This window comes from Chitinispirillales bacterium ANBcel5, from assembly GCA_029688955.1.
Taxonomy (GTDB): Bacteria; Fibrobacterota; Chitinivibrionia; order Chitinivibrionales; family Chitinispirillaceae; genus Cellulosispirillum; species Cellulosispirillum alkaliphilum.
The window spans coordinates 1-20,227 of record JARUKZ010000033.1 but is presented as its reverse complement, the minus strand read 5'-3'; the positions used below and the strand labels follow the sequence as shown (position 1 = coordinate 20,227).

At 42.9% G+C, this 20,227-nt stretch carries 16 protein-coding genes; 5 read left to right on the top strand and 11 right to left on the bottom strand.

Annotated elements, in window-relative coordinates:
• Positions 1-624 precede the first annotated feature (624 nt).
• Together QA601_14810 and QA601_14805 are read left to right on the top strand one after the other, a co-directional pair.
• Positions 625-1,002: a hypothetical protein gene (locus tag QA601_14810; protein MDG5816364.1), complete on the top strand. Its 378-nt coding sequence runs from the start codon at positions 625-627 to the stop codon at positions 1,000-1,002.
• The gene (locus QA601_14805; protein ID MDG5816363.1) at positions 999-1,826 is read left to right on the top strand and encodes a hypothetical protein; all 828 of its coding nucleotides are present in this window, start codon (positions 999-1,001) and stop codon (positions 1,824-1,826) included. The genes QA601_14810 and QA601_14805 overlap by 4 nt, the downstream gene beginning before the upstream one ends.
• A gap of 10 nt (positions 1,827-1,836) precedes the next feature.
• Here the strand turns inward: QA601_14805 and QA601_14800 are convergent, their stop codons facing one another.
• The 5 genes from QA601_14800 to QA601_14780 form a co-directional block, all read right to left on the bottom strand.
• Entirely contained in the window at positions 1,837-4,575 is a 2,739-nt protein-coding gene (locus QA601_14800) for a hypothetical protein (GenBank protein MDG5816362.1), read from the bottom strand.
• Positions 4,572-5,981, bottom strand: a complete 1,410-nt coding sequence (locus tag QA601_14795) for a PAAR domain-containing protein (GenBank protein ID MDG5816361.1) — start codon at positions 5,979-5,981, stop codon at positions 4,572-4,574. The genes QA601_14800 and QA601_14795 overlap by 4 nt, the downstream gene beginning before the upstream one ends.
• A 152-nt stretch (positions 5,982-6,133) precedes the next feature.
• Positions 6,134-6,460 carry a hypothetical protein gene (locus QA601_14790; protein MDG5816360.1) on the bottom strand — a complete coding sequence of 109 codons (327 nt, stop codon included), beginning with the start codon at positions 6,458-6,460 and terminating at the stop codon, positions 6,134-6,136.
• Positions 6,461-6,726: 266 nt separating this feature from the next.
• Complete coding sequence (locus QA601_14785; protein ID MDG5816359.1) at positions 6,727-7,479, bottom strand: hypothetical protein; 753 nt, start codon at positions 7,477-7,479, stop codon at positions 6,727-6,729.
• A gap of 75 nt (positions 7,480-7,554) precedes the next feature.
• Positions 7,555-7,980 carry a DUF2267 domain-containing protein gene (locus QA601_14780; GenBank protein MDG5816358.1) on the bottom strand — a complete coding sequence of 142 codons (426 nt, stop codon included), beginning with the start codon at positions 7,978-7,980 and terminating at the stop codon, positions 7,555-7,557.
• 159 nt (positions 7,981-8,139) lie between these two features.
• On the opposite strand from QA601_14780, the gene QA601_14775 reads away from it, so the two are divergent.
• Entirely contained in the window at positions 8,140-9,273 is a 1,134-nt protein-coding gene (locus QA601_14775) for a trypsin-like peptidase domain-containing protein (GenBank protein MDG5816357.1), read from the top strand.
• A gap of 46 nt (positions 9,274-9,319) precedes the next feature.
• Here QA601_14775 and QA601_14770 read toward each other — a convergent pair whose 3' ends face one another.
• From QA601_14770 to QA601_14745, 6 genes are all read right to left on the bottom strand, one after another.
• The gene (locus QA601_14770; GenBank protein ID MDG5816356.1) at positions 9,320-9,988 is read right to left on the bottom strand and encodes a BON domain-containing protein; all 669 of its coding nucleotides are present in this window, start codon (positions 9,986-9,988) and stop codon (positions 9,320-9,322) included.
• Positions 9,989-10,035: 47 nt separating this feature from the next.
• On the bottom strand, positions 10,036-10,305 hold the full coding sequence (locus QA601_14765) for a hypothetical protein (protein MDG5816355.1): 270 nt from the start codon (positions 10,303-10,305) through the stop codon (positions 10,036-10,038).
• 23 nt (positions 10,306-10,328) lie between these two features.
• A complete protein-coding gene (locus QA601_14760) occupies positions 10,329-11,231 on the bottom strand; it encodes an NAD(P)H-binding protein (GenBank protein MDG5816354.1) in 903 nt (300 codons plus the stop codon).
• 535 nt (positions 11,232-11,766) lie between these two features.
• A complete protein-coding gene (locus tag QA601_14755; protein MDG5816353.1) occupies positions 11,767-13,728 on the bottom strand; it encodes a methyl-accepting chemotaxis protein in 1,962 nt (653 codons plus the stop codon).
• A gap of 227 nt (positions 13,729-13,955) precedes the next feature.
• Entirely contained in the window at positions 13,956-14,978 is a 1,023-nt protein-coding gene (locus tag QA601_14750; GenBank protein MDG5816352.1) for a hypothetical protein, read from the bottom strand.
• 399 nt (positions 14,979-15,377) lie between these two features.
• Positions 15,378-17,993, bottom strand: coding sequence for a hypothetical protein (locus QA601_14745; protein MDG5816351.1), 2,616 nt, complete (start codon positions 17,991-17,993; stop codon positions 15,378-15,380).
• A 629-nt stretch (positions 17,994-18,622) separates the two neighbouring features.
• Between QA601_14745 and QA601_14740 the strand changes: the two genes are divergently transcribed.
• Entirely contained in the window at positions 18,623-19,195 is a 573-nt protein-coding gene (locus QA601_14740; protein MDG5816350.1) for a hypothetical protein, read from the top strand.
• 219 nt (positions 19,196-19,414) lie between these two features.
• Positions 19,415-19,948 carry a GNAT family N-acetyltransferase gene (locus QA601_14735; GenBank protein ID MDG5816349.1) on the top strand — a complete coding sequence of 178 codons (534 nt, stop codon included), beginning with the start codon at positions 19,415-19,417 and terminating at the stop codon, positions 19,946-19,948.
• Positions 19,949-20,227: the final 279 nt, after the last annotated feature.

The window sequence follows — 20,227 nt, the reverse complement described above, 5'->3', positions numbered from 1 at the left end:
CGCCAGACTTAAAAGCGTCCAGGCCCTGGTGATCCCTGAATCACCGTGAACCTCCATACGACCCACTACTTCATCAACATTAAGTGTGGTATCTACAGAAAACATTCCCTTTGGGGACACTGTTTTATTATTTTAATGTAAGTTTTGGTCTGAACTTATGATTCCCGGAGGAATATAATGATATACTAAAGTATCAGTTACAAAAACTCTAAATGGGGCCATTGATGAAATAAGGAAGGATTTTTCCTATTCTCCTCAAATTCAAGCTCTTCCCACTTCATATCATACAGATGGGCGTTTATGCCACAGGCATTCCCTCTCTTAGAAGCATCTCTATTCCTTTTTCTAAATCGATATTACAGTAGTTCAGAGTACTTTGTAGTTAGTCCATGGCCTGGTTTTTTAAAACATTCATGAATATCCCCCCCCAGTTTTCCAAATTTTTTATCCAGATTTTTCGCAAACTCCATACAATCACATCTATTTTTAGGCGAGCAGATTGGTTTTGTGCTCAAACCGACCTCGCCGTACAATTCCAATCATTCGCTAATCTCTGCAAAAAGATTACATTAAACGAGTCATTAATTTATATTAATGGAAATGTAAACAGAACGGAATATCATATTGCTCAATCTAATTATTTACATCTATATCTTTCTTCCCATTCCACTATGTCTGATTTTTGGACGTGGTTTAAAAAAAATTGCAGGGATTGTCCCTATTGCAGCGTTTGGTTTGGTATATTTAATATCGTTGTTTATACAAAATGATACGGTACTTACTGTGCTGAATTTTATTGCTATGGGATTGCCGCTCATTATAATATTTTTCAGCACTATATTACTTGATGAGTTGGAGGAAGATATTGGGAAAGCACAAATTGATGCTTTTGACCGAAAGTATGAGATAGAGAAACAGGCGAAAATCGATGCTCTCCCGGATGAGTTTGAAATTATTGAAAATATCCCTCAAAAAAATAGTACACAGGATGATGAATCATGAATAGATTATTTCTCACTTTTTTAGTTCTCCCGGTACTTTTTCTAACGGGCTGCAATGATCTGAAAAACCAAAAAGAGGCGGTTGCAGCAATACTTGAAAAAGGGGGGTATTCTGCAGATTATGTTGATAAGGTAATTATAGTGCGTGATGGAAAAGTGACATCATTGAGACTGGAAGGGTTACGGCTCGGAACACTTGCTCCTGAAATAGGAGTACTCAAAGATTTAAGAATTCTTCATCTTGATAACAATGAGTTGAAGACTCTTCCAAATGAAATCGGTGAATTAAAAAACCTTGTTCATTTTTCGGGCCCAAGTAATTATCTGGAAAAATTACCCGAATCTTTTTGCAATCTTGTAGATGTTGATTTTCTAAATCTTTCGTACAATAACCTGAAAGAATTACCAGAAAACATTGGAAACCTTAAAAAACTGAAAACAGTACTTCTACGTGAAAACGAGCTGAAAAGATTGCCTGAATCTGTAGGAGAATGGAGAGATTTGGAAAGTATAACATTAACCTTTAATAAACTGACAGGATTACCAGAGGGTATTAAAAATTGGAAAAAAGTACAGACTTTGGATGTCTCTAATAATAATCTACAGTCTATTCCTGGTACAATCGTTAATATGAACCTTGAAGTATTCAGCTTTCATTCCAACAAAGTAACCGATCTTCCACCAGAAATTACAAGTGGAAGTTTTGTTGTGTTTTCTGCTGGTCATAATAAATTGTGCAATTTAGATAATAAAATGATCAATTGGTTAAAACTGCAAGGCTATACAGATGAAATGCTCAGAGATAGCCAGGTGTGCTCTGATTAATCCTTTGCTTTTAATCTTTCACATTGATTTTAAGCCAATTTTCTGCACGGTTCTCTTTGAAATCACTTTCAATAAGAGCTTCATAAAGACTATCATTACTCTCTTCTATTTTCCTATTCTCCTCTCTTTCAAGATCTTCCCACTCCATTTCACACAGAAAAGCGATATATGCTACAGGCATACCCTCTTTTAAGAGCATCTCTTTTCCTTTTTCCGGATCGATATTACAGTAGTTCAGCGTACTTGTAGTTAGGCCCCGCCCTGATGTTTTAAGGCACACATGAATATCCTCCCAGTTAAACCTTCTTTGCCCCTCTTGCTCATTTTCACTACTGGATGAGGCATGCAAAGGAACTCCTATATCATAACCATAGGGTTCAATCCTGAGCCTGTACCCATCATAATTTTTTGTAACCCTACGACCAAATTTTTCATCCAGATTTTTAGCAAGCTCCCTTACAAGCCCCATAGGCTTATACCGTGTTTTTCTGATATTATCACTGATATGCATACCCAAAGTAATCGCCGCATAAGGTATTGTAAACACTTTTAAAAGAGAAATTATTTTGAGTATAGTAAGTCCCTGAATACTAGTACTTATAAGAGTTCCTCTAGTCAGTTTAAATACCGCTGCTTTTGCATAAGTATATAAGCCATAGGCGTAAAATGATGCCTGCAAGGCGCTCAGAACAGCAAGTTCATATTCTCTGCGAAAAAGAGCACTCTTACAACGATCGGCATAGTCGAACAGCTTAAGAGCAAAACTAATTGGGGTGAAAACGCCTTTAATGAGATAGGTATCCAGCCTCTGACCAATAGCGGTTGTCTGAAGCCATACTTCAGGAAGCATGCCTGTCAATGCTGAACCACCGTTAGAAAATGCCTGAAATAATTGAAGTTTATGTACTGCAGTCATGGTACCATTGTTCTTCTCTATATCTTCAAGGGTACACATCGTATCCCTCACCGCTACATAAAAGGCAACTGCAGAACAGAAAAGGCCTTCTGAAGGCGGTGCTTTTGTTAAAAACCTCCTCTGAGAAGGACACCATCCCTTTTGGTTATCAAACATATGTTCGCTAACAAATTTCCCAAAGTTTGTTACTTCTAATTCTTCTTTAAGTTTGGTGTAATTGTAAACAAAAGGCCCTGTAATATCTACGCTTGTTTTATTCCGATTATTGTTTGTGTCTATTCTAATCGCTCTTCTCCAGTCTCTCAGATCACTTTCCGATACTGCTACAGCAGTGCGAATCCTGTGCACCAGAACCATTGTTGCTTCCTCTGGTTCTGTATAATGGTTTGCAAAACGTTCGAAACAGGAGCTAAATACATTTATTACCTGACCGGCATACTGAGCAGGATCACGATGGTTATCCCAAACCGAATTCACATTTCCTGTAAAAATATGATGCATCGCAGCGCTACCACTGGTAACATTCATTTTTTCCGGTACCGAAAGGTATGTCGTTACGATCTCTTCGAGCTCCTTTTCTCCAACAATATCCGGATACAGATTGTTGCAAACCTCCTGAAACAATCTTTTTATTTCAGTATCACTACGGTGAGGAAGCATTTTTTTCAGTACACTCGGAGAAAGAACGGTCTTTATCATATTAAGCTGCGCATTATTCAGTTTGTACGCAAGCCTTAATTCTACAGGAAGTATTTCCAGGAGATAAAAAAGAAAACTACGGTTATCATCAGGGTGATTTGCAATCAATGTAAGCACTTCTGTAAGAAGGTCTCCAAACCAGGTACTTTTTAACCAATCATTAAAGGGCTCATGCTCGTTGACTTCCCTACAGCTTCTCAGAAAAACTTCACTTTGTAAAATAGACATACAATTATCAGCACAGATTGAAAACCTGTCTACATATCTTTTCAGCCTACGCTCCATTTCGTCACACTCAATAAAGTTCTTCAGGATATGCTCGGCAAGATTTCCGGTAACCTTAGCTGTATTATACAGATTAATTTTATCTGTCTGGCTCATCAAGGCATCCTCGTGGGGATGTTGCATCATGGTATAGATTGTGGTCTCTATATATTTTAGATGGCCATAGGATTCAGTATGATGATTACTGTAGCAATCAAATATCTTTTTTTCAATATTTGCAATATACACATAATAGTGAAGGAGGGCCATCATATCCAGAAATGTTGTATTAATCGGTAACCCACGATTTCCAGATATACTATCGGTTACCTTAAAGAAGGTTCCATACACAAAAGCAGATTCATCACCATCCCATAACCTCCTCTCAAAACAAGATTCAGGAGGATACCTCCTGCCAATTAAAAGGTCATAGTACCTTTGTGGATCTGTGAGATATTCTGGTTTTCCAAATGAATCAGACAGAAACAGTTCTGCAGGAAAAGGAAGAATATAGTAGTATTGATCATAATCGAATTCAAAAAGCTTAAATTCATGTGCCAGGGTGCAATGCCACAGTTTGTAAGGTGTAGAGTATTTTTTAACAATTACATCAAAAGAGGGTACAGATCTAAGAAACCCTTTTTCATCCCCAACAACCAGCCCTTTGTTTTCATACTCTTTTTCTGCCTTACGCCGCCATACCACAAAAAAACGATTGTAACAGGGTGTAGTTTGTAAGTTGTCACTTAACTCTGTAAACTGATCTTTGTATACTGCTTTTATAGCAGTTTGATTACAAACATCAATACAGAGCTTATAGGCACCGTTTGCGTGTATCGGTTTTCTGATCAAATTGTTTGCTGCTGTCATACTCTGCCTTTCCGAACAACCTTGCGGCCATCAACACGAATCTCTGCATCTGCAATTTCAGGGATCAGGGTAGCCAGTTTATCATAACCCTCTATCTCTTTTTCCAGTATGATTTTATCTTGACGCAGATCATATAGCTCAACATGCATGATCTGAGATTCATTCTCGTTGTCGTTCTCCGAATCCCGGCAATACCCTTTTGCCGCATCTGAATCAAAGAAGCTGATACTGAGTGGTACCCATACATACAAATACTGTAATCCGTTCACATACACATTTAAACCCCCTCCCTTAGCCTGTATCTTTTCATCCCCCTGCGTGTCATCCCACTGAGGAATCGTAAGCTCTGTGCCCGGTTTTAAAAGGTCAGGGTTGTCGCCGATTGCCCCTTTATTCACCTCATATAGATATTTCCAGGAAGTTATTCCATAATCTGTTGCTATCGATCCCAGATCTTCACCCATTTCGACAATATGGGTCTCTTCAAACTTCTTCTGAACCGGAAGAGATGCCAGATGCTGCACAAACCCGATCCATACCTCATCATCAAAAGGCCCATCATTTTTTACATCATACCCTAGAAACTTGAGTCCCCTTCTCAGATTTTTCACATTTATCTTATGCTCTTCGCCATCAAAGCAGTCGGGATGATCATCGATCTCCTTTATCTGGGAATCATCCATGCCATAAAGCAGCATAAAGCGGGTAGGCATGCGGTTAGGGTCGTTGTCAGGATCACTGTTTTTCCCCGAAACAAACGCTTTTGCAATATCGGTGAGCTTGCCGTAATCGAGATGGGAGGCAAAGTGGCGGGCTGCTTCGTATCCCTCTTCTTTTTCAACCTCTTTTAAAACCTCAACAATGTCTTTTATAGTGAGCGGCTCCTTTTTTTGCTGCTCCCCTGCAGCAGCCAGAGCTTCACCAATCTCTTTAACTTTCTGCTGCACCTCTTCGGGGGCGCAGTACTTATTCATCTCAGAAAGTGCTGCCTGAATCTCAACAGGGAACGTTTCTGTCCCCTCAACCGGCTTTATTTTGCCCTCTTTAAGAGCTTTTGCAGTGTCGGCAGAAGCTGCGGATGCGCCGCCTCCACCACCGCCGCCTCCACCACCGGAACCGATAAGCACTGTTGGGCACCCTAAAACGATCGATGATGGTGGTCCCACACATACACACATATCCCCTTGTCTAGCCGCCGGTAGCTTGCCGATGAGGACTGTGGGGCATCCCCCAACGATAGGTCCCCCGACGTGGGGAACAGGAGGCACACCCGGAGTGACCATGGGGCACATATGCATATCACCCATGCGAGCTGCCGGCATTTTTCCGATAAGTACAGTAGGGCAACCTGGCCCGGTAATAGTCCCCGCGTGGGCGGTCATATCAGTTACACGTGCGGCCATCATAAGGGCATACTCCTTTTGTGTTTGATCCCTGAGAGCTATTCATCATTGGAAAAACCCATTTATTGATTATGGTCAAGTACAAGCTTATTCAATATATATAATCCGTCTTAATCAGGTAAACGTTTTTTTTGTTTTTTTCCACATATCCTGGACTAACGATGGTTCCGTCTTGCTCGATGTTTTTCACCTCTCTCCATACCCTTTTCCACCAGACCACGTAGGTGGAAAGTTCGGTAACATCCTCTGGTGCCAGGGAAGCCATTTTTCCTGGAGTACCACTGTTTGGAAAGATAGGGATGAGTGACAGTCAGAGACTTTTGGGGAAAAGGGAGTTTTTCGCACGATACCACCGTCGTGCCTGCTTCGAGCTTACTTTTAAAGGTTGTTCTGCGCCAAAGGGAGGTGATTTGCGCGACAGGGACATCTGGTGGCTCTGTTTCTTGACCCCACTGCGGCCCGCCACTTTTACCCCTTTTCACACCTCCACCACACAGCTTTATGCAATCCCGGGGCAACCTCTGGAGAGGAAAGCGTGTCGTTTTTTGATTTATTCCATGATTTAACCAGTTGAGGATACTTCCATTGAAGCGAATTTTTAACAGTGACTCGATTTCCCGAACAGTAGGTCCCCTCCTTTGCCAAATAGCTGAAGCTGAAATGAAACCAATTATACCTTTAAATGGGCAAAAACCAAACATCAACAGCAGTGTAGCGACTTTGCTCTTCCCACAACTGGCCATAAACATCAGAAAATAGTGACAATTGCAACCAATACCACGCCACCTACAAAGAACAGAAACGGGGTATCCCAGGTGTGAGGTGCAAAGGACTCGGCTAATGTCATTGTCACCGGGACCAGAACTAAAGCAGCTATAAACTGTTGAAAAGTAAAAGAATCCCTAAAAAAGTACACCACAACTATTGCGGTGATCAAAACACACGCACTTCCTGCAATCGTCCTTGAATAGGTACGCGTTGAAAAAATCGCATTGACTTTATACTCCCGTTTTCCAAACCGCACCCCGACCGGCTCAGCAAGTCCATCCCCTATTCCGTTTATCAGAACAGGTATGTAGGTTAATTCAAAAATATTCATGCTCATGAATAAATAGGCAAGAGGAACCAGAATCGCAAATCCGGCTATGACCTGAGTACTTAACCACAGAAGTGTATGGGGGCGATCCTCCGGACGGTCAAATGAAGTAAACATGGTGGTGATCAGCTTCGACCTGCTGCGTACAGGATTGCTCAGGGATAGAAGCAAAAGGGCGTAAACGCCGCTTGAAACCACCGTTGTTGCTACTGTGCTTCGGTAAACAAACAGGTCTTCCAACAGTATAGGGATGAAAAACACCGCAAAATGATTGATTTTACGAGTGTAGTTTACTTTGATATTATACTTCTGAACAAGCTTTCCGCTCACAAAAGCAATAATACCCAGTGATACAATATTTATTATCCTACTGAGAATAAAGGATGTCTGTGCAATTGAGTCCATTTTCTATCGTGTTTACCGTGTTATTAATCTTTGAATCAACCAACATTGTTGCTTAACATAATGCCCTTACCTCTTTTACTCTTCTGGTTTTCCCTTTCCACCCCAAACCTCTTTGAGTCCTTTAGGCAAAATAAATCTAATATGATCAGATTCCCTCTCCGGCACCAAAGACCGGGTTGCGCCAAATACCGCGATAGTAGCCTGTAGAGCAGTTTGTTCAGAAACCGTTGCTTGTTCGCTTACCAAGCGTATGAATTCATCTTTATCGACATCAAGTACCGGTCTGTGTCCTTTATCTTCAAGCACCGCTATACCAGGCTCAGCAGAAAGGGAGGCGATTTCTGAGGGGAGCAGATCAAAAATCATTCGTGCATCCTGGTGAGGCAATCTTTTTCTCAAGTTAAGCAGTACAAAATGGGTTACTCTGTTTCGCTCTGAATCGTCTATAACATGCCATAGCTCCCGTACTTTTTCCCAAAAAGGTTGTGATGATGTTTTCATAAGCAATGTCCTGAGTTATTCAGCAGTTTTTCCCTTTAACAGATAGCAGATACTGTACCGCATTACTTTTTTCAATTCTGCACATCTTCTCAGGTATAGTGATTGCACTGTGGTTGGGTTATGAGATCAGTTTGGGATACAATGAGAGAGGAGATAACTATGCTTAAGAATCTCATACCTTTATTTTTAATTTTAGCCGCTTTAAATGGGCAGGCATCTTCAGGGCGTCCACCCAGGGGAAGTATTGAGTTTGGAGCAGATGCTCCGCCAATACAATGGCCCCCCCGTGACGACGAGCAGTACAGAAATTCATTTATAAACATTGCAAGAGAAGTTGCACCATCAGTAGTGGCAGTTGTACCAGCCGGTGAGCTTCCGCCTTCTATACCCCAGTCAAATAAGCAACAGCAACAGCAGGGGCTTGGTTCGGGAATAATAGTCTCCTCAGAAGGCCATATACTCACCAACTACCATGTTGTTGCCAATTCCGAGGAGCTGACTATTCACCTTCTGGACAAAACAGTCTTAAGCGCCAAAATTATCGGAAGCGATTCTTTAACCGATGTAGCGCTTTTACAGATAACCGACGATATCCCAAACGATCTTCCCGTGGCATATCTTGGAGACTCCGATGAGCTTCAGTCCGGTGATATGGTCGCAGCAATAGGAAGCCCTTTTGGCCTCACCTCTTCCATAACCTCCGGCATCGTCTCGGCGCTGCAAAGAAGAGTGGGTCTTGAGCTCGCCTATCAGAATTTTATTCAAACTGATGCAGCCATAAACCCGGGTAATTCAGGCGGGGCTTTGGTTAATCTTGATGGAGCGGTGATAGGAATCAACACTCTTATCTTTTCCACTACGGGAGGATTTATGGGTATCGGTCTAGCGATTCCCATAAATCTGGCAAAACGGGTAATGGAGGATCTGGTGTATGAAGGGCGTGTGATCAGGGGCTTTATTGGTGTGGCAGTGAAGGATATAACTCCCGAAAAGAGAGAGGAGTTAGGTGTTGATCTCACCAGGGGAGCACTGATAAGCCAGGTCCAGGATAACCAACCAGCCCAAAGAGCTGGCTTACGTGCAAATGACATAATCACAAGAATAAATGATAAGGAGATTGAAAATGCAAATGATCTGAATAACATTGTTGCCGCTTTTAGACCAGGTGAAACAGTTGAAGTGATATTTGTAAGAGAGGGAAACAGGTATAAAACGAGCATAGAGATTGCTGAACGCACAGAGTCAACACAACCCCATTCCCCTGCCGAATTACCCATGAAACAATCGGATTAGTAATCAACTAAAAAAAGGGCCTTACGCTTAGTGGCCCTTTTTCCTTTTACTCTACCCCTTCAGGTACAATGGTAAGTTCGTTTCTGATCTCAGCAACTCCCTTTGTATTCTTCAGTATGCTGTAAGAATCTGAAAAGCTCTGCCAGTCAGGGACTCTGCCCCTTATAACAGCTTTGCCCCCACTAACCTCAAGCGTTATAGTCGAAACATCGATTTTTCCCTGTCGTTTCAGCGCCTCCAAAATATCTTCAGCCACCGACTCATCTGCAATCTGATTGCCCGGAACAACAGCCATGTTATCTATTATGTCGATTACTCCTTTTACATGAGCTAAAAGATCCACTGTGTAGGTCTTTTTCCAGTATTCATCCACGCTGCCACTGAGCACAAACTTCCCATCTTCTACGTTTACGGCAATTTTTTGATCCTCTGTTACCTCATTGAGATGTAAAACAGTCACAGCATTTTCCATCAACTGCTTGTCTGAAACTCGGGAGAAGTCTCCAATCTGAACTCTGTTTTCAACTGAAGCGATTCCCGGCACAGCCCATGTATCTGCCTCAGCCACCATTCTTTCCCTGAACGAAGGCACACTTCCTGAAAGCACTACAGTATTTCCGGTAACAGAAACATCAATCTTCTCAGACCTTAAGCGACTATCCCATAGAAGGTGATTTACAACATCCTCTTTTATCTTTTCACTTTCAAGTGCCATATAGACTCTCCATTATGACTGGATTTTTCCTTAACAGCATTCCTTTTTCAGGCATCTTCATCTTTAGAAAAAAGGGACACAAATTTATTATACACAAAAGAGAACCCCGCGCCACCCACAAATCCATCGATAAGAGCCCCTGCAACCCCAATGGCACTCTTTTTTGCCGTGATTTTGTTCCCCTTGTACATGTATTTCAGAACCGTTTTTTTCTTCATTTTTCGTTCAAACAACATCATAACCCAGGTTAATATTCCCATGCCAAATCCACAAACAACACTGCAGGTCGCAGCCATCGCAGGAACGTTGAGTTTCATACTTTTTCTCCTTATAAAGGTTATTATAGTTCTTCTGAGCCGCTTTTATACGCAGGAACAAACACATTCTCTATGAACTCTTCGACCCGTGTGGGGAGATTAGGGGTTTGTGGATCGATAAGAGCCGGAACCATAGCCCCCCTGCTTATGGCATGAGCCATCTCGGTGTACATGTTGGCAAAAGATATAGAAGCCCCTTCTTCCAGCAGATGGTTTCTGTATTCCTGATCCCCCATTTGAACAAAGGGCAGCTCAGGGATATCGATATATTCCCCGATTATCTTCACTGCTCTTCTGAGGGACATTTTATCACTGTACAGTTCCACCTTCGAACGTCCAAAAAAACTGTTCTCCTGATACATTGTGGTAATCGTGGAAGCCACATCTTTTATACTGGTAAAATAGAGCGGAGTATCACCATTGATTACATCACCAATCATGTCTTTTGTACGGATCATAGAGATTTTAGGCAACAGATGATCCATAAAGTAGCCGGGACGAATAAGGGTGATCGTTTCAAGCTCCAGAGTATCAAGGATCTCTTCTACTTCACCATACGCACTTAGAAAACCAGCCTCCTCTTTTTCATCCGCACCCATGCTTGAGATAAGGAAGATGTTTCTTACCGCAGACTCCCGTACCACCTTAGTCATTGTGTTTGCGAGATTTATAAAATAGTGCCGGTAACTGTCTTCCCTGTTTGCGTGCAGAGGGATTATAAAGAAGACCGATTCTACCTGTTCGAAGGTGCTTGAGAGAAAGACAGGATCATCGATCTGCCCTGTTGCAGCATCCAGCCCCTCACTTATAAGTCTGGCCATTTGCCCCCGGGATTCATCGATTCCTCTGACTTTCTGCCCCGATTTTAGAAAATCCATCGCTAAGTGAGACCCCATTCTGCTGCTTACATCAGTAATAAGTATCATTTTTAACACCCCTTTTTTTCGGTAACACAACACTCAGATATACTGGGGAAAGTAGCAATTTTAATGCCCGGGGTGGGACGAATCTAAACACATAACGTTTTCCTCCCGAGCAAAGCCACAGTCACAGCAAAATGAGGCTACTTCGCATTGTTTTCGGGGTTTACTGGCCATTCACTTTCAATTTCAATCTCATAATGAAAGTAACCTGCTCATAGTGGGATATTTTGTAACATCCATATCATCCACTCCTGAAGCTCCTCCATGATAATTAAAACACTGCGCACCGGCTTTAAGCGTTACTGTTTCAGTGCTCGGTCAAAGCACATCACCTTAAAGCTAACAGGATGTATTGAATGTGAAAACCGAATATAAAAAATGTACCTGTGGAAAGAAAGAAGCTGATTCAAAAAGTTTACTTACAGTTTCCAAAGAAGCGCCCGTGGTGATTGCCACGGGCTAAAGAATTTTGACCTGTTTACGGTCAGGTCCGCCGCTTTGAAAAGCTAAAAACAGCCTTCACGAAAGAAGAAAACCATTACACCTTAAATTGTCCTAAAAGTGACTTTAGATTTTCAGACAGCTTAGCCAGCTCCTCTGAACTCGATTTCACCTGAACAATTCCCTTGGCGGTATCACCTACCGCGCCATTTACATCCGTAATGGTTGAAGAGATCTCAGAAAGCCCGGTTGCTGATTCGGTAACGTTTTTGGATACTTCCTGTGACCCTGTGCTTACACCAGTTATACTTTGCACAATATCATTAACCGTTGCACTTTGCTCTTCAACAGCACTGACAATAGTCTGAGAGATGGTGTTTACCTGTTCAATAACCTCAGATACAGAACCAATGGCGTTCACCGCAGACTCGGTATTGCTCTGCATCTCATCGATCTGCTTTTCTATCTCCTTAGTCGCACTGGCAGTTTGCTTTGCAAGCTCCTTTACTTCATTTGCAACAACAGCAAACCCTTTTCCCGCATCTCCGGCTGATGCAGCCTCGATTGTTGCATTAAGAGCGAGAAGATTGGTTTGATCTGCAATATCATTGATCACTTCCACCACTTTTCCAATTGACTTAGCTGCTACACCAAGTTTATCCATTACCTCTTTGCTGTTTTTAGCATGTGTATTTGCCTCTGCGGCAATTTTCAACTCTTTTTCGCAGCTGCTTGACACTTCATTAAGAGAAGCACTCATCTCCTCAATGGAAGTGGCGACAGAATTTGCAGATGCCGACATCTCTTCTGCAGCTGAAGAGATGGAGTTTATGTTTGTTGTTGCCTGCTCGGTAGAAGAGGCCACCGAAGATACCTGCGTACTCATCTCTTCAGCATTACTGGCGATCTGGGTTGAAACCGTTGAAAGCTCAGTGGCAGAAGATGCTACAGTATCTGCATTGTTTGTGACAGTAGAGATGATACTTTGTAGCTTTTCAACGAACCGGTTAAAAAAGAGTGCCATTTCACCTATTTCATCTTTACTATCTACATCTAATCTTTTGGTAAGATCACCTTCACCTTCGGAAATGTCCTTAAGCATCAAGGTGGTTTGCTGTATTGGTCGCACGATGGTTCGGGCCATGGCAAATACTGCCACAAAGCCTACTGCCATAAGAATAATAACAAGAGTGATAATCATGTTACGGGCTACTGACAACTGATGAAAAACGTCTGCTCTGTGAGCACCAATAGCAATAGACCATCCAGTTCCCGGTATCGGTGCATAACCAAAGAATCTATCCGAGCCTAAGAACGGATACTCATCAAAACCAGTTTCACCCCGCACCATCCGTTGAAACATAGCTGAAAGGTTTTCGTATTCACGGTTCGCCTTTCCTTCCTCAAGAAAGTTTCTCTGCTCCATGACAAAGTCCCTGTCCTCATGAGCGATCAAAGCACCGCTGCCATCGATTATATAGGCATACCCATTTTCACCATATCCAAGATTATCGGTTGTTTCACTTAACCACCCAGCGTCAAGCCTTGCAATAAGCACTGCAGCAATATCCTGGTTCATATCTCTTACCGGTGCGGCAGCCATCATTACCGCCGAATTTGTCACACGCGAAATAATCACGTTGGAAAAGTTTATTTCCCCATCCATCGCTTTTTTGAAATAATCCCGATCTCCCAACTGCGCAGTTGTTCCATCGGGGTATCTTGCAGTACCATCAGGAAAAATTATTCCCATACCCATAAAATCACCCATAACGGTCTGCTCTTCCAGAACCTCACGCTGCCTGCTCCAGTTCATGGATCGTATATCAGGGTTTGAAGCCATAACTTCCATGGTAAGGAGATATTTATCGAGCACATTTCTAATTATCAATGCATTATCACCTGCCATTCTCGGAATAAGCTCCTCCACCTGCCCCTGCAAAGCCCTGGTTGTTTGCCTAATAGACAAAAGTCCTACCCCCAAAGCTAAAACAAACATTAAAAAACAATTTCCTGCGACCAGTTTTTTTCCGATACTCATGTCGTTAAATTTAAACACTTTCGACCTTCCCTTTTTAAATTCCCTCTATCCTGGTACTACCGTAAAACCTAAATCCAATTTGCATAATTCAGGTGAAATCATTGCCTGTACTTACGATCTTTTTTCTGTTCCTTTACCCCTGAAACCATTTTTTAAACTGTTCCTGTACACTCAACGCCTCTCCTTAAATAATAATTTTGAGCATTATGGAAGCGTCATTCTTGTGCACCCTATAATTTATACGTCTACAGAGACCCGGTATAACGTACACCAAACGCCAAATCACCAAATGACTCCGCATATGTGCTTGAAGAGATACCAACGTTAAAGCTTGCATGGTTGTTAAAACGTTTCACCAAAGCGAGATTAACTCCTACCGGATTGTCTTCCCTTATTGTTTCAGGTGAATACTCCATCTCAAGAGCTAAAAAGTCCACAACTGTTCCTGCAGGTATTTTGCACCCAATGGTAAGCGGCACATCCCAACTATTATCGCCACCATTTTCAATAATACCCACCTCCAAATAGGGCATCAATCCATTAGTTAGTGTGTAATCACCGGTTAGCGTAAACCGGTTGATTATCTCAGCATCACTGTTATGCACCAGGTCAAAGATGTTAGCGAAATATCCCACACCGATGTTCAGGTTTTCGGCTATTGTAAGTTTCTCAAAAATCCTTAAAGAGCCCGTATTAAGATTTCTGTCTCCTGCAGCAAAGATCACACTTGATAGGAGCGGACCGGTTTGGGCCGATAGCTCCAGTGCATTGAAATAAGCGATCCGGGCCATAAATCTTCCGCCGGGATCCTGATAAAGATAATTACCAAAGTGAAGCGTTTGGGAAGTGGTATGGCTAAACCGCCCCACCCTTGTACTTAGGTTCCCTCTGGTGTGCTGTATCCAGGCATTTTCGATCTGAAAATTTGGAATACCAGTTTTTTCTCCTGTTACTGAGCCCTGACCGGTTGTATCAAAGGTCGCACCGGTAAGGACTTCAAAGCCAAACCCGGCCGGGAATGCCCGGATATTTATCCGCCCACTCAGTGCCTCACCACGCACGGTAACACCCAGATTGGCCCGCCCCCAGAACTGGTCGAGATTGTCGGTGGCCCCATTATCGTAGAGTTCCTTTCTGGCCTGAATCTGAATATTTCCGTGAATGTTTATCTCCGGAAAAGAGTGCTCCTCTTTTGTTTCCGCACAAACCCCTGCTGCCAAACAACTTACAGCATTGATAGCAATAAAAAAAGATCGTACACCAAACACTCTACCCTCCTTTTAAACAGATAAAAGGCCCCGATAGTACCGCGTAAGCACCTGTCACTTCCGGAGCCGCAGAAGGGACTTGCCAAAACTCAAAGCGATAATGTTATATGGTATAACACAGATATAAGTGTGTCAAACTTTTTTTAAGGATAGACCGAATAAAAAGGGTTATCAAAAAAGGTAGGTATAGTTTCCTGAAAACGGTATGATGGTAGTGGGTGAGTTGTATTCTGACCAGTATATTAAATAAAAAAAGTTGTTAGTTATCTAAAACAACGATACGGTTACATCAGCTGTTACGATGTCAGTACCCCGGCAGCTATAAATAGTATTATTACGATGTAAAAAGCCCGGAGATACCTGTAATCGCTTCCGGGCCGCAACCGATCTATATACTTTCTATCTTACCACTCGAAACATTCTGGAAAACAGGGGTTCGTTTCTGCTGTTATGAACGGAAGCCACAAATGTTCCCCGTGCATTTACCAGTGAATTAAGCGACAGAGCTGTTGATCGGTCAAACACCCTGCTGTACACTGTTCTTCCCCGCAAATCAAACACCCGCAACCTAAACTGCTCCTCTGAAGGCAGGTTCAGATGCATCATATTGCCTCTCACCACAACATTACCTGAATGAGACGAACGCTTTGTAAACGCTACCGAAGTACCCTTCTGCTCTGACCACTCAGATGGCATTCTTACCGCAACACCACGCCCCGCGGTACTTCTGTAAACCACCCCAAACGTATTGGCATCACCCCTTACAAAATTGCCGTTTGCAAGTGCCCCGTACTGATGCATCTCATCATCGATTCTCTCCCAGCTCCTTGCTTCATCTATCGATTGCCAGACTCCCTTAACTCCGTCAATGGTACCATACATATAGATCGCGGGATACTCTGCCCCCAAAGCGGCTTTTCCAAACCCAACGGCTTCAGCATGCTGAACGCGTTGGGTGTAGGAAGAATCCTGCTGAGGATCAACATTTATAAAGGTCTCTCCTCCATCTGTAGAGCGTGCCAAAAAGCCTCCGTTTATTCCATCCCAGGCATACCCCACTACCCATACATGTCCCTCTTTACCGGGTGTAAGCTGCATATCATTGGTCCAGGAGAAGTTGCGATCACTGACCGCGTTAAATGTAACCCCCGCGTCCTCACTTCTATAAACTTCACCCCCAAAGGCATAAAACACCCCCGGGTTTACCGGGTCTGCTTTTGGCATGGAGTTTTGACTGCTTATCCCATCTGCAACACTCCACGTTTCACCCCAATCATCGGTTCGGTAGATCCGGTTTCTCCCAGATGGTGCCCACAGTACCACTTCACCATCGCTTGACACTGCAATCTTACCGCCATAGTTTTGCCCTGGTTCAGGGTGGGTAGCAAAAGGTTCCCAGGTTCTTGCGGTATCAAGGGAATAGTAGAGCGGAAACACATAGTTGTCATCGGTTTCGGGAGTATCATAACCACCCACGCGCACTACTACGTTAGGACTTTGTTTAGCGAAATCGAGCCCACTGGTTGACCCCACCTGTGGATAGTGACGACTTTCGGATACCGGCTCCGTGATATCATCATGAACAAAGCCATCGTAATCCAAAATCACCGTAATAACCGGTCCTCCGGGGATACTGACAATATCCATAGGTACCGTTTCTTCAAGCCCCCTTACGGTGAAATAGAAATTAAATCGTTCATCCGGGGCAAAATTTCTGGCCATGTAAATGCCATTACCACTTGTTACAAACACCCGTTCAGGATTGAATGGATCAAATTCTATACTTCCGGCCCAGTGTATACTTTCCCCCTCAATCCAGTTATAGCCATTTTTTTGCAGCACAGCGATCGCTTCATCGTCACCAACACTTCCCACCTCTTCATCATCGAAATCGCCAAACACATTTGTCCAGTTATCGCCGCCGTCAAGAGTAACAAAGATCTTATCCCCCCACCCCACACTTGATGAGTTATCCCACAGCTGAGGATTCCAGGAATTGATCGATGAAACGATTATGTGATTTGAATCCGCCGGGTTCATGGTTATCCCGCCAAAGCCCCCAAAGTGCGCATCCCACACTGTCTGTCCGGGATACTCCGGGTGAGGCGGATCATCGAGCCAGTTTTCAGGTGAAATATTCTCCCACTCCTTATCATACGTATCGTACCTGAGCACTGCACCCCGGTTGATCGTTGCCCCGGTACCAAAGCCGGGTCCTGCACCATTTGCGGTTGCCAGGTAGAGGTATCTTCCACCGGGAGTGAGCACCGCTCTTTGGGGCATAACATCTCTTGAGAGATCGGGCATAGCTATATGCTCCCAGTTCTCGCCTCCATCCTCAGATACAAACAAATTCTCCCCTGTGGTGGACTTACCGATAAAAATCCTCTGGGTAATTCCACCTGATTCGCTGTTTGGGTCAAACAACACAACTCCTATTCCCAAACCGTTTGAAAGCGCATCCACCCCCGGTACCTGACTCCATGTATTTCCCCTGTCAATACTTCGCCAAAGCCCATCATCTCTTGTTCCGACAAAAAGGATATCTGAGTTATTGGGGTCCACGGCCAAACGCTCCCCATTCTGGCGACCATAGCCATTGCCGTGAGTTTTAAACTGAGACGTTACATCTATAGTATCAAATGTTTCTCCATAATCATCTGAGCGCAAAATCATAGTCAGCCCTTCATTCCAGTAATCTGTTCCTGCAAACATATAGATTCTGTTGGGGTTCTGTGGATCTATGGCCAAGGCATCGATCCCAAAAAGGCCCATGTTTTCGGGTCCTATCCAGTCTGTTACCGGTACCCAAAGCTGATTCTCTTCGTTCCAGCGGTATGCACCTCCCACATCGGTACGGGCCCAGATGTTATTTGGTTCTGTTTTGCAGGTGATTATTGCAGAAACAAAGCCTCCGCCTCCCATGGTCACTGTACCCCATTTGAATTCATCCGCAAATGCAGCTGTTATTATACCGACCAGGGAGATGAACACCGATACTCTTGGGAAACTCATAGCACTTCTCCGGAAAATGAAGGGTTTTACAGACCTCCTAATCAGATTTTTCTATCTTGATCAGGCTTTTGTACACCACCTTAATTTGGCTATAATAACCGGGGATCCGCAACGATTCCCCGGTTAATCCGTATAGGGGTGATTTATGAAAAAACTCAGTACTAAGATACCAAATAATGCTCTGTTCTGGATTCTTTCTTTCCTTTTCAGCGTTATAAAGCGTTGTCATTCATTGCCACTTCTTGGTAGCTGTGAACCAGCTTCTTTGAGCAGAAAATAGAAATGACTTCCATTTTTAATTTGATATCCCTGTTCTCATCTTTATGAATTCTGATTACGGGTCGCCCGAGGCGAAGGTGGCCACCCCCCAGCAAGGCCTGGTGGCAAGTGAAATGTTCCTCACGGGGGCGCCAGGAAACGTGCTTGCCACGTGCAAGCGTGAAGAGTTTGTCTTTCTCGGAAATGTGATTTGTCACTTCAACTGGCCTGAAAAGCCGGCTTTCTCTGTTGGCCTTTTTCCTTTCTCTACCTTTTTTCGCTCTGTTAGCTTGATTCCCAAAAAGCTTTGATACTATATTCTTTTTGTTAACAACAAAAAACCATAACCCTATCACATACAGGTGAAAACCATGAAAAAGGACCAGGAGATTAAATATTTAAGAGATTTGGGTGAAGAGCTTGAGAGGCTTTCTATTCAAGAGAGCATTGACAGAAAAAACGCTCTCATAAAATTCATAATTATTGCGGCAGCTGTTTTAATAGGTTTGTTTTTCGCAATGAAAGGGTTTAGAAACCAGGCATTTTTCCTCACGTTGTTTGTTGTAGTTGGAGTTGAATTCTTTGATAAGATCACCTTCCTCTGGTTTACTTGTACCTACCATAGATGGCCCGTCACGGAGGGTAAAATCATAACCCAGCCCAAAGTTGTTGAGGTGGTACGAACGCGTTCTGGTGTATTCTGTTCGGCATGTTCATCGTTTTTGCCTGCAGATACTACGCCACCCATAAGATATAAAGTCGCTGTTAAATATGAATATGAGGTGGGAATGGATACCTATACAGGAAGACGAATCTCTTTTTCAGAACAGATCTGGTACTCACAAAAAGATGCACAAAAACAAGCTGATGAATTCAAAAGAGGTGGCGAAGTTACCGTTCGTTATCATCCTATGTGGCCCAAAATATCTATAGCAGAATCGTGAGAATGTTTTTTCTAATCTCTTTTTTATTGTCAGAAAAATAGTGTAAGACAGAAAGTTGACACTTGGCTAGTTCGGTCATGCAAACCCATCGGAGTTGGCCCTTCAGGCCACCCCGAAGACGGGACAGTGTTCTATGGTCATCCATGCTTCGACGTCTCTTAGCACACTCGTATTGCCAACCCTTATAAGAACCTTTTCCGAAACGGTGGAGGAATAACCGTGCAGAAAAACAAAAACATGCATTGTAACATAATGGGTGATACAATTCAGTTAAGACAATTTGATATGAATGATTTTAATTGCATCCGTTTATGGGTAAATGATAAAGCAGTTACAAAAGATCTAATGGATTCTGACATCTTTGAACACTATCACACAGAAGAAGAAACTTTAGGTTTTCTGAAAAGCTCTTTAGAAATTGATCTCAACAGAATCCGTCTTGTTATTGCAGGCAGGGAAGACAACTCTTATTTAGGACAACTGGAATTATTCGCTTTTAATGAAAACAGAACTGAGTGCGAGGTGGACATTGTAATTGCCAACCCTAATAATTGGAGTTTGGGAATCGGCTCTGAAGCCATAAGTTTGATTTGTAACCATATGGTTGAATATTATGGTATAAAAAGATTTAGAGCCAGGATAAAACACAGCAATAACAGAGCTTTAAAAGTTGCCGAAAAAACCGGCTTTAAACTAAGAGGTGTTTTTGAAAATTACTCCTTGTTTTTAAAAGCAGAGAATGAATTGGGTTAAAAAAATCGTATCTGCAGAATTTTATTGGTCATCCTGTACCAGACATTAGCGCTTACAGCCTAAAGGAGTATCCATGTCTTTTTTAACGACTAAACCGGCAGCCCCAAGACTTCCCCACCCTCCCCTTTTACCTGAATTATATTAACTTCATGGATACCCCAAAGTATAACCCCCTCAAAAATCCTCACAACGCTTTTTTCCGGGAAACATTTTCCAGGATTACCACTGCACGACCGTTTATTGATACCTATGCCCCAAAACAGATCCGCTCACAACTGA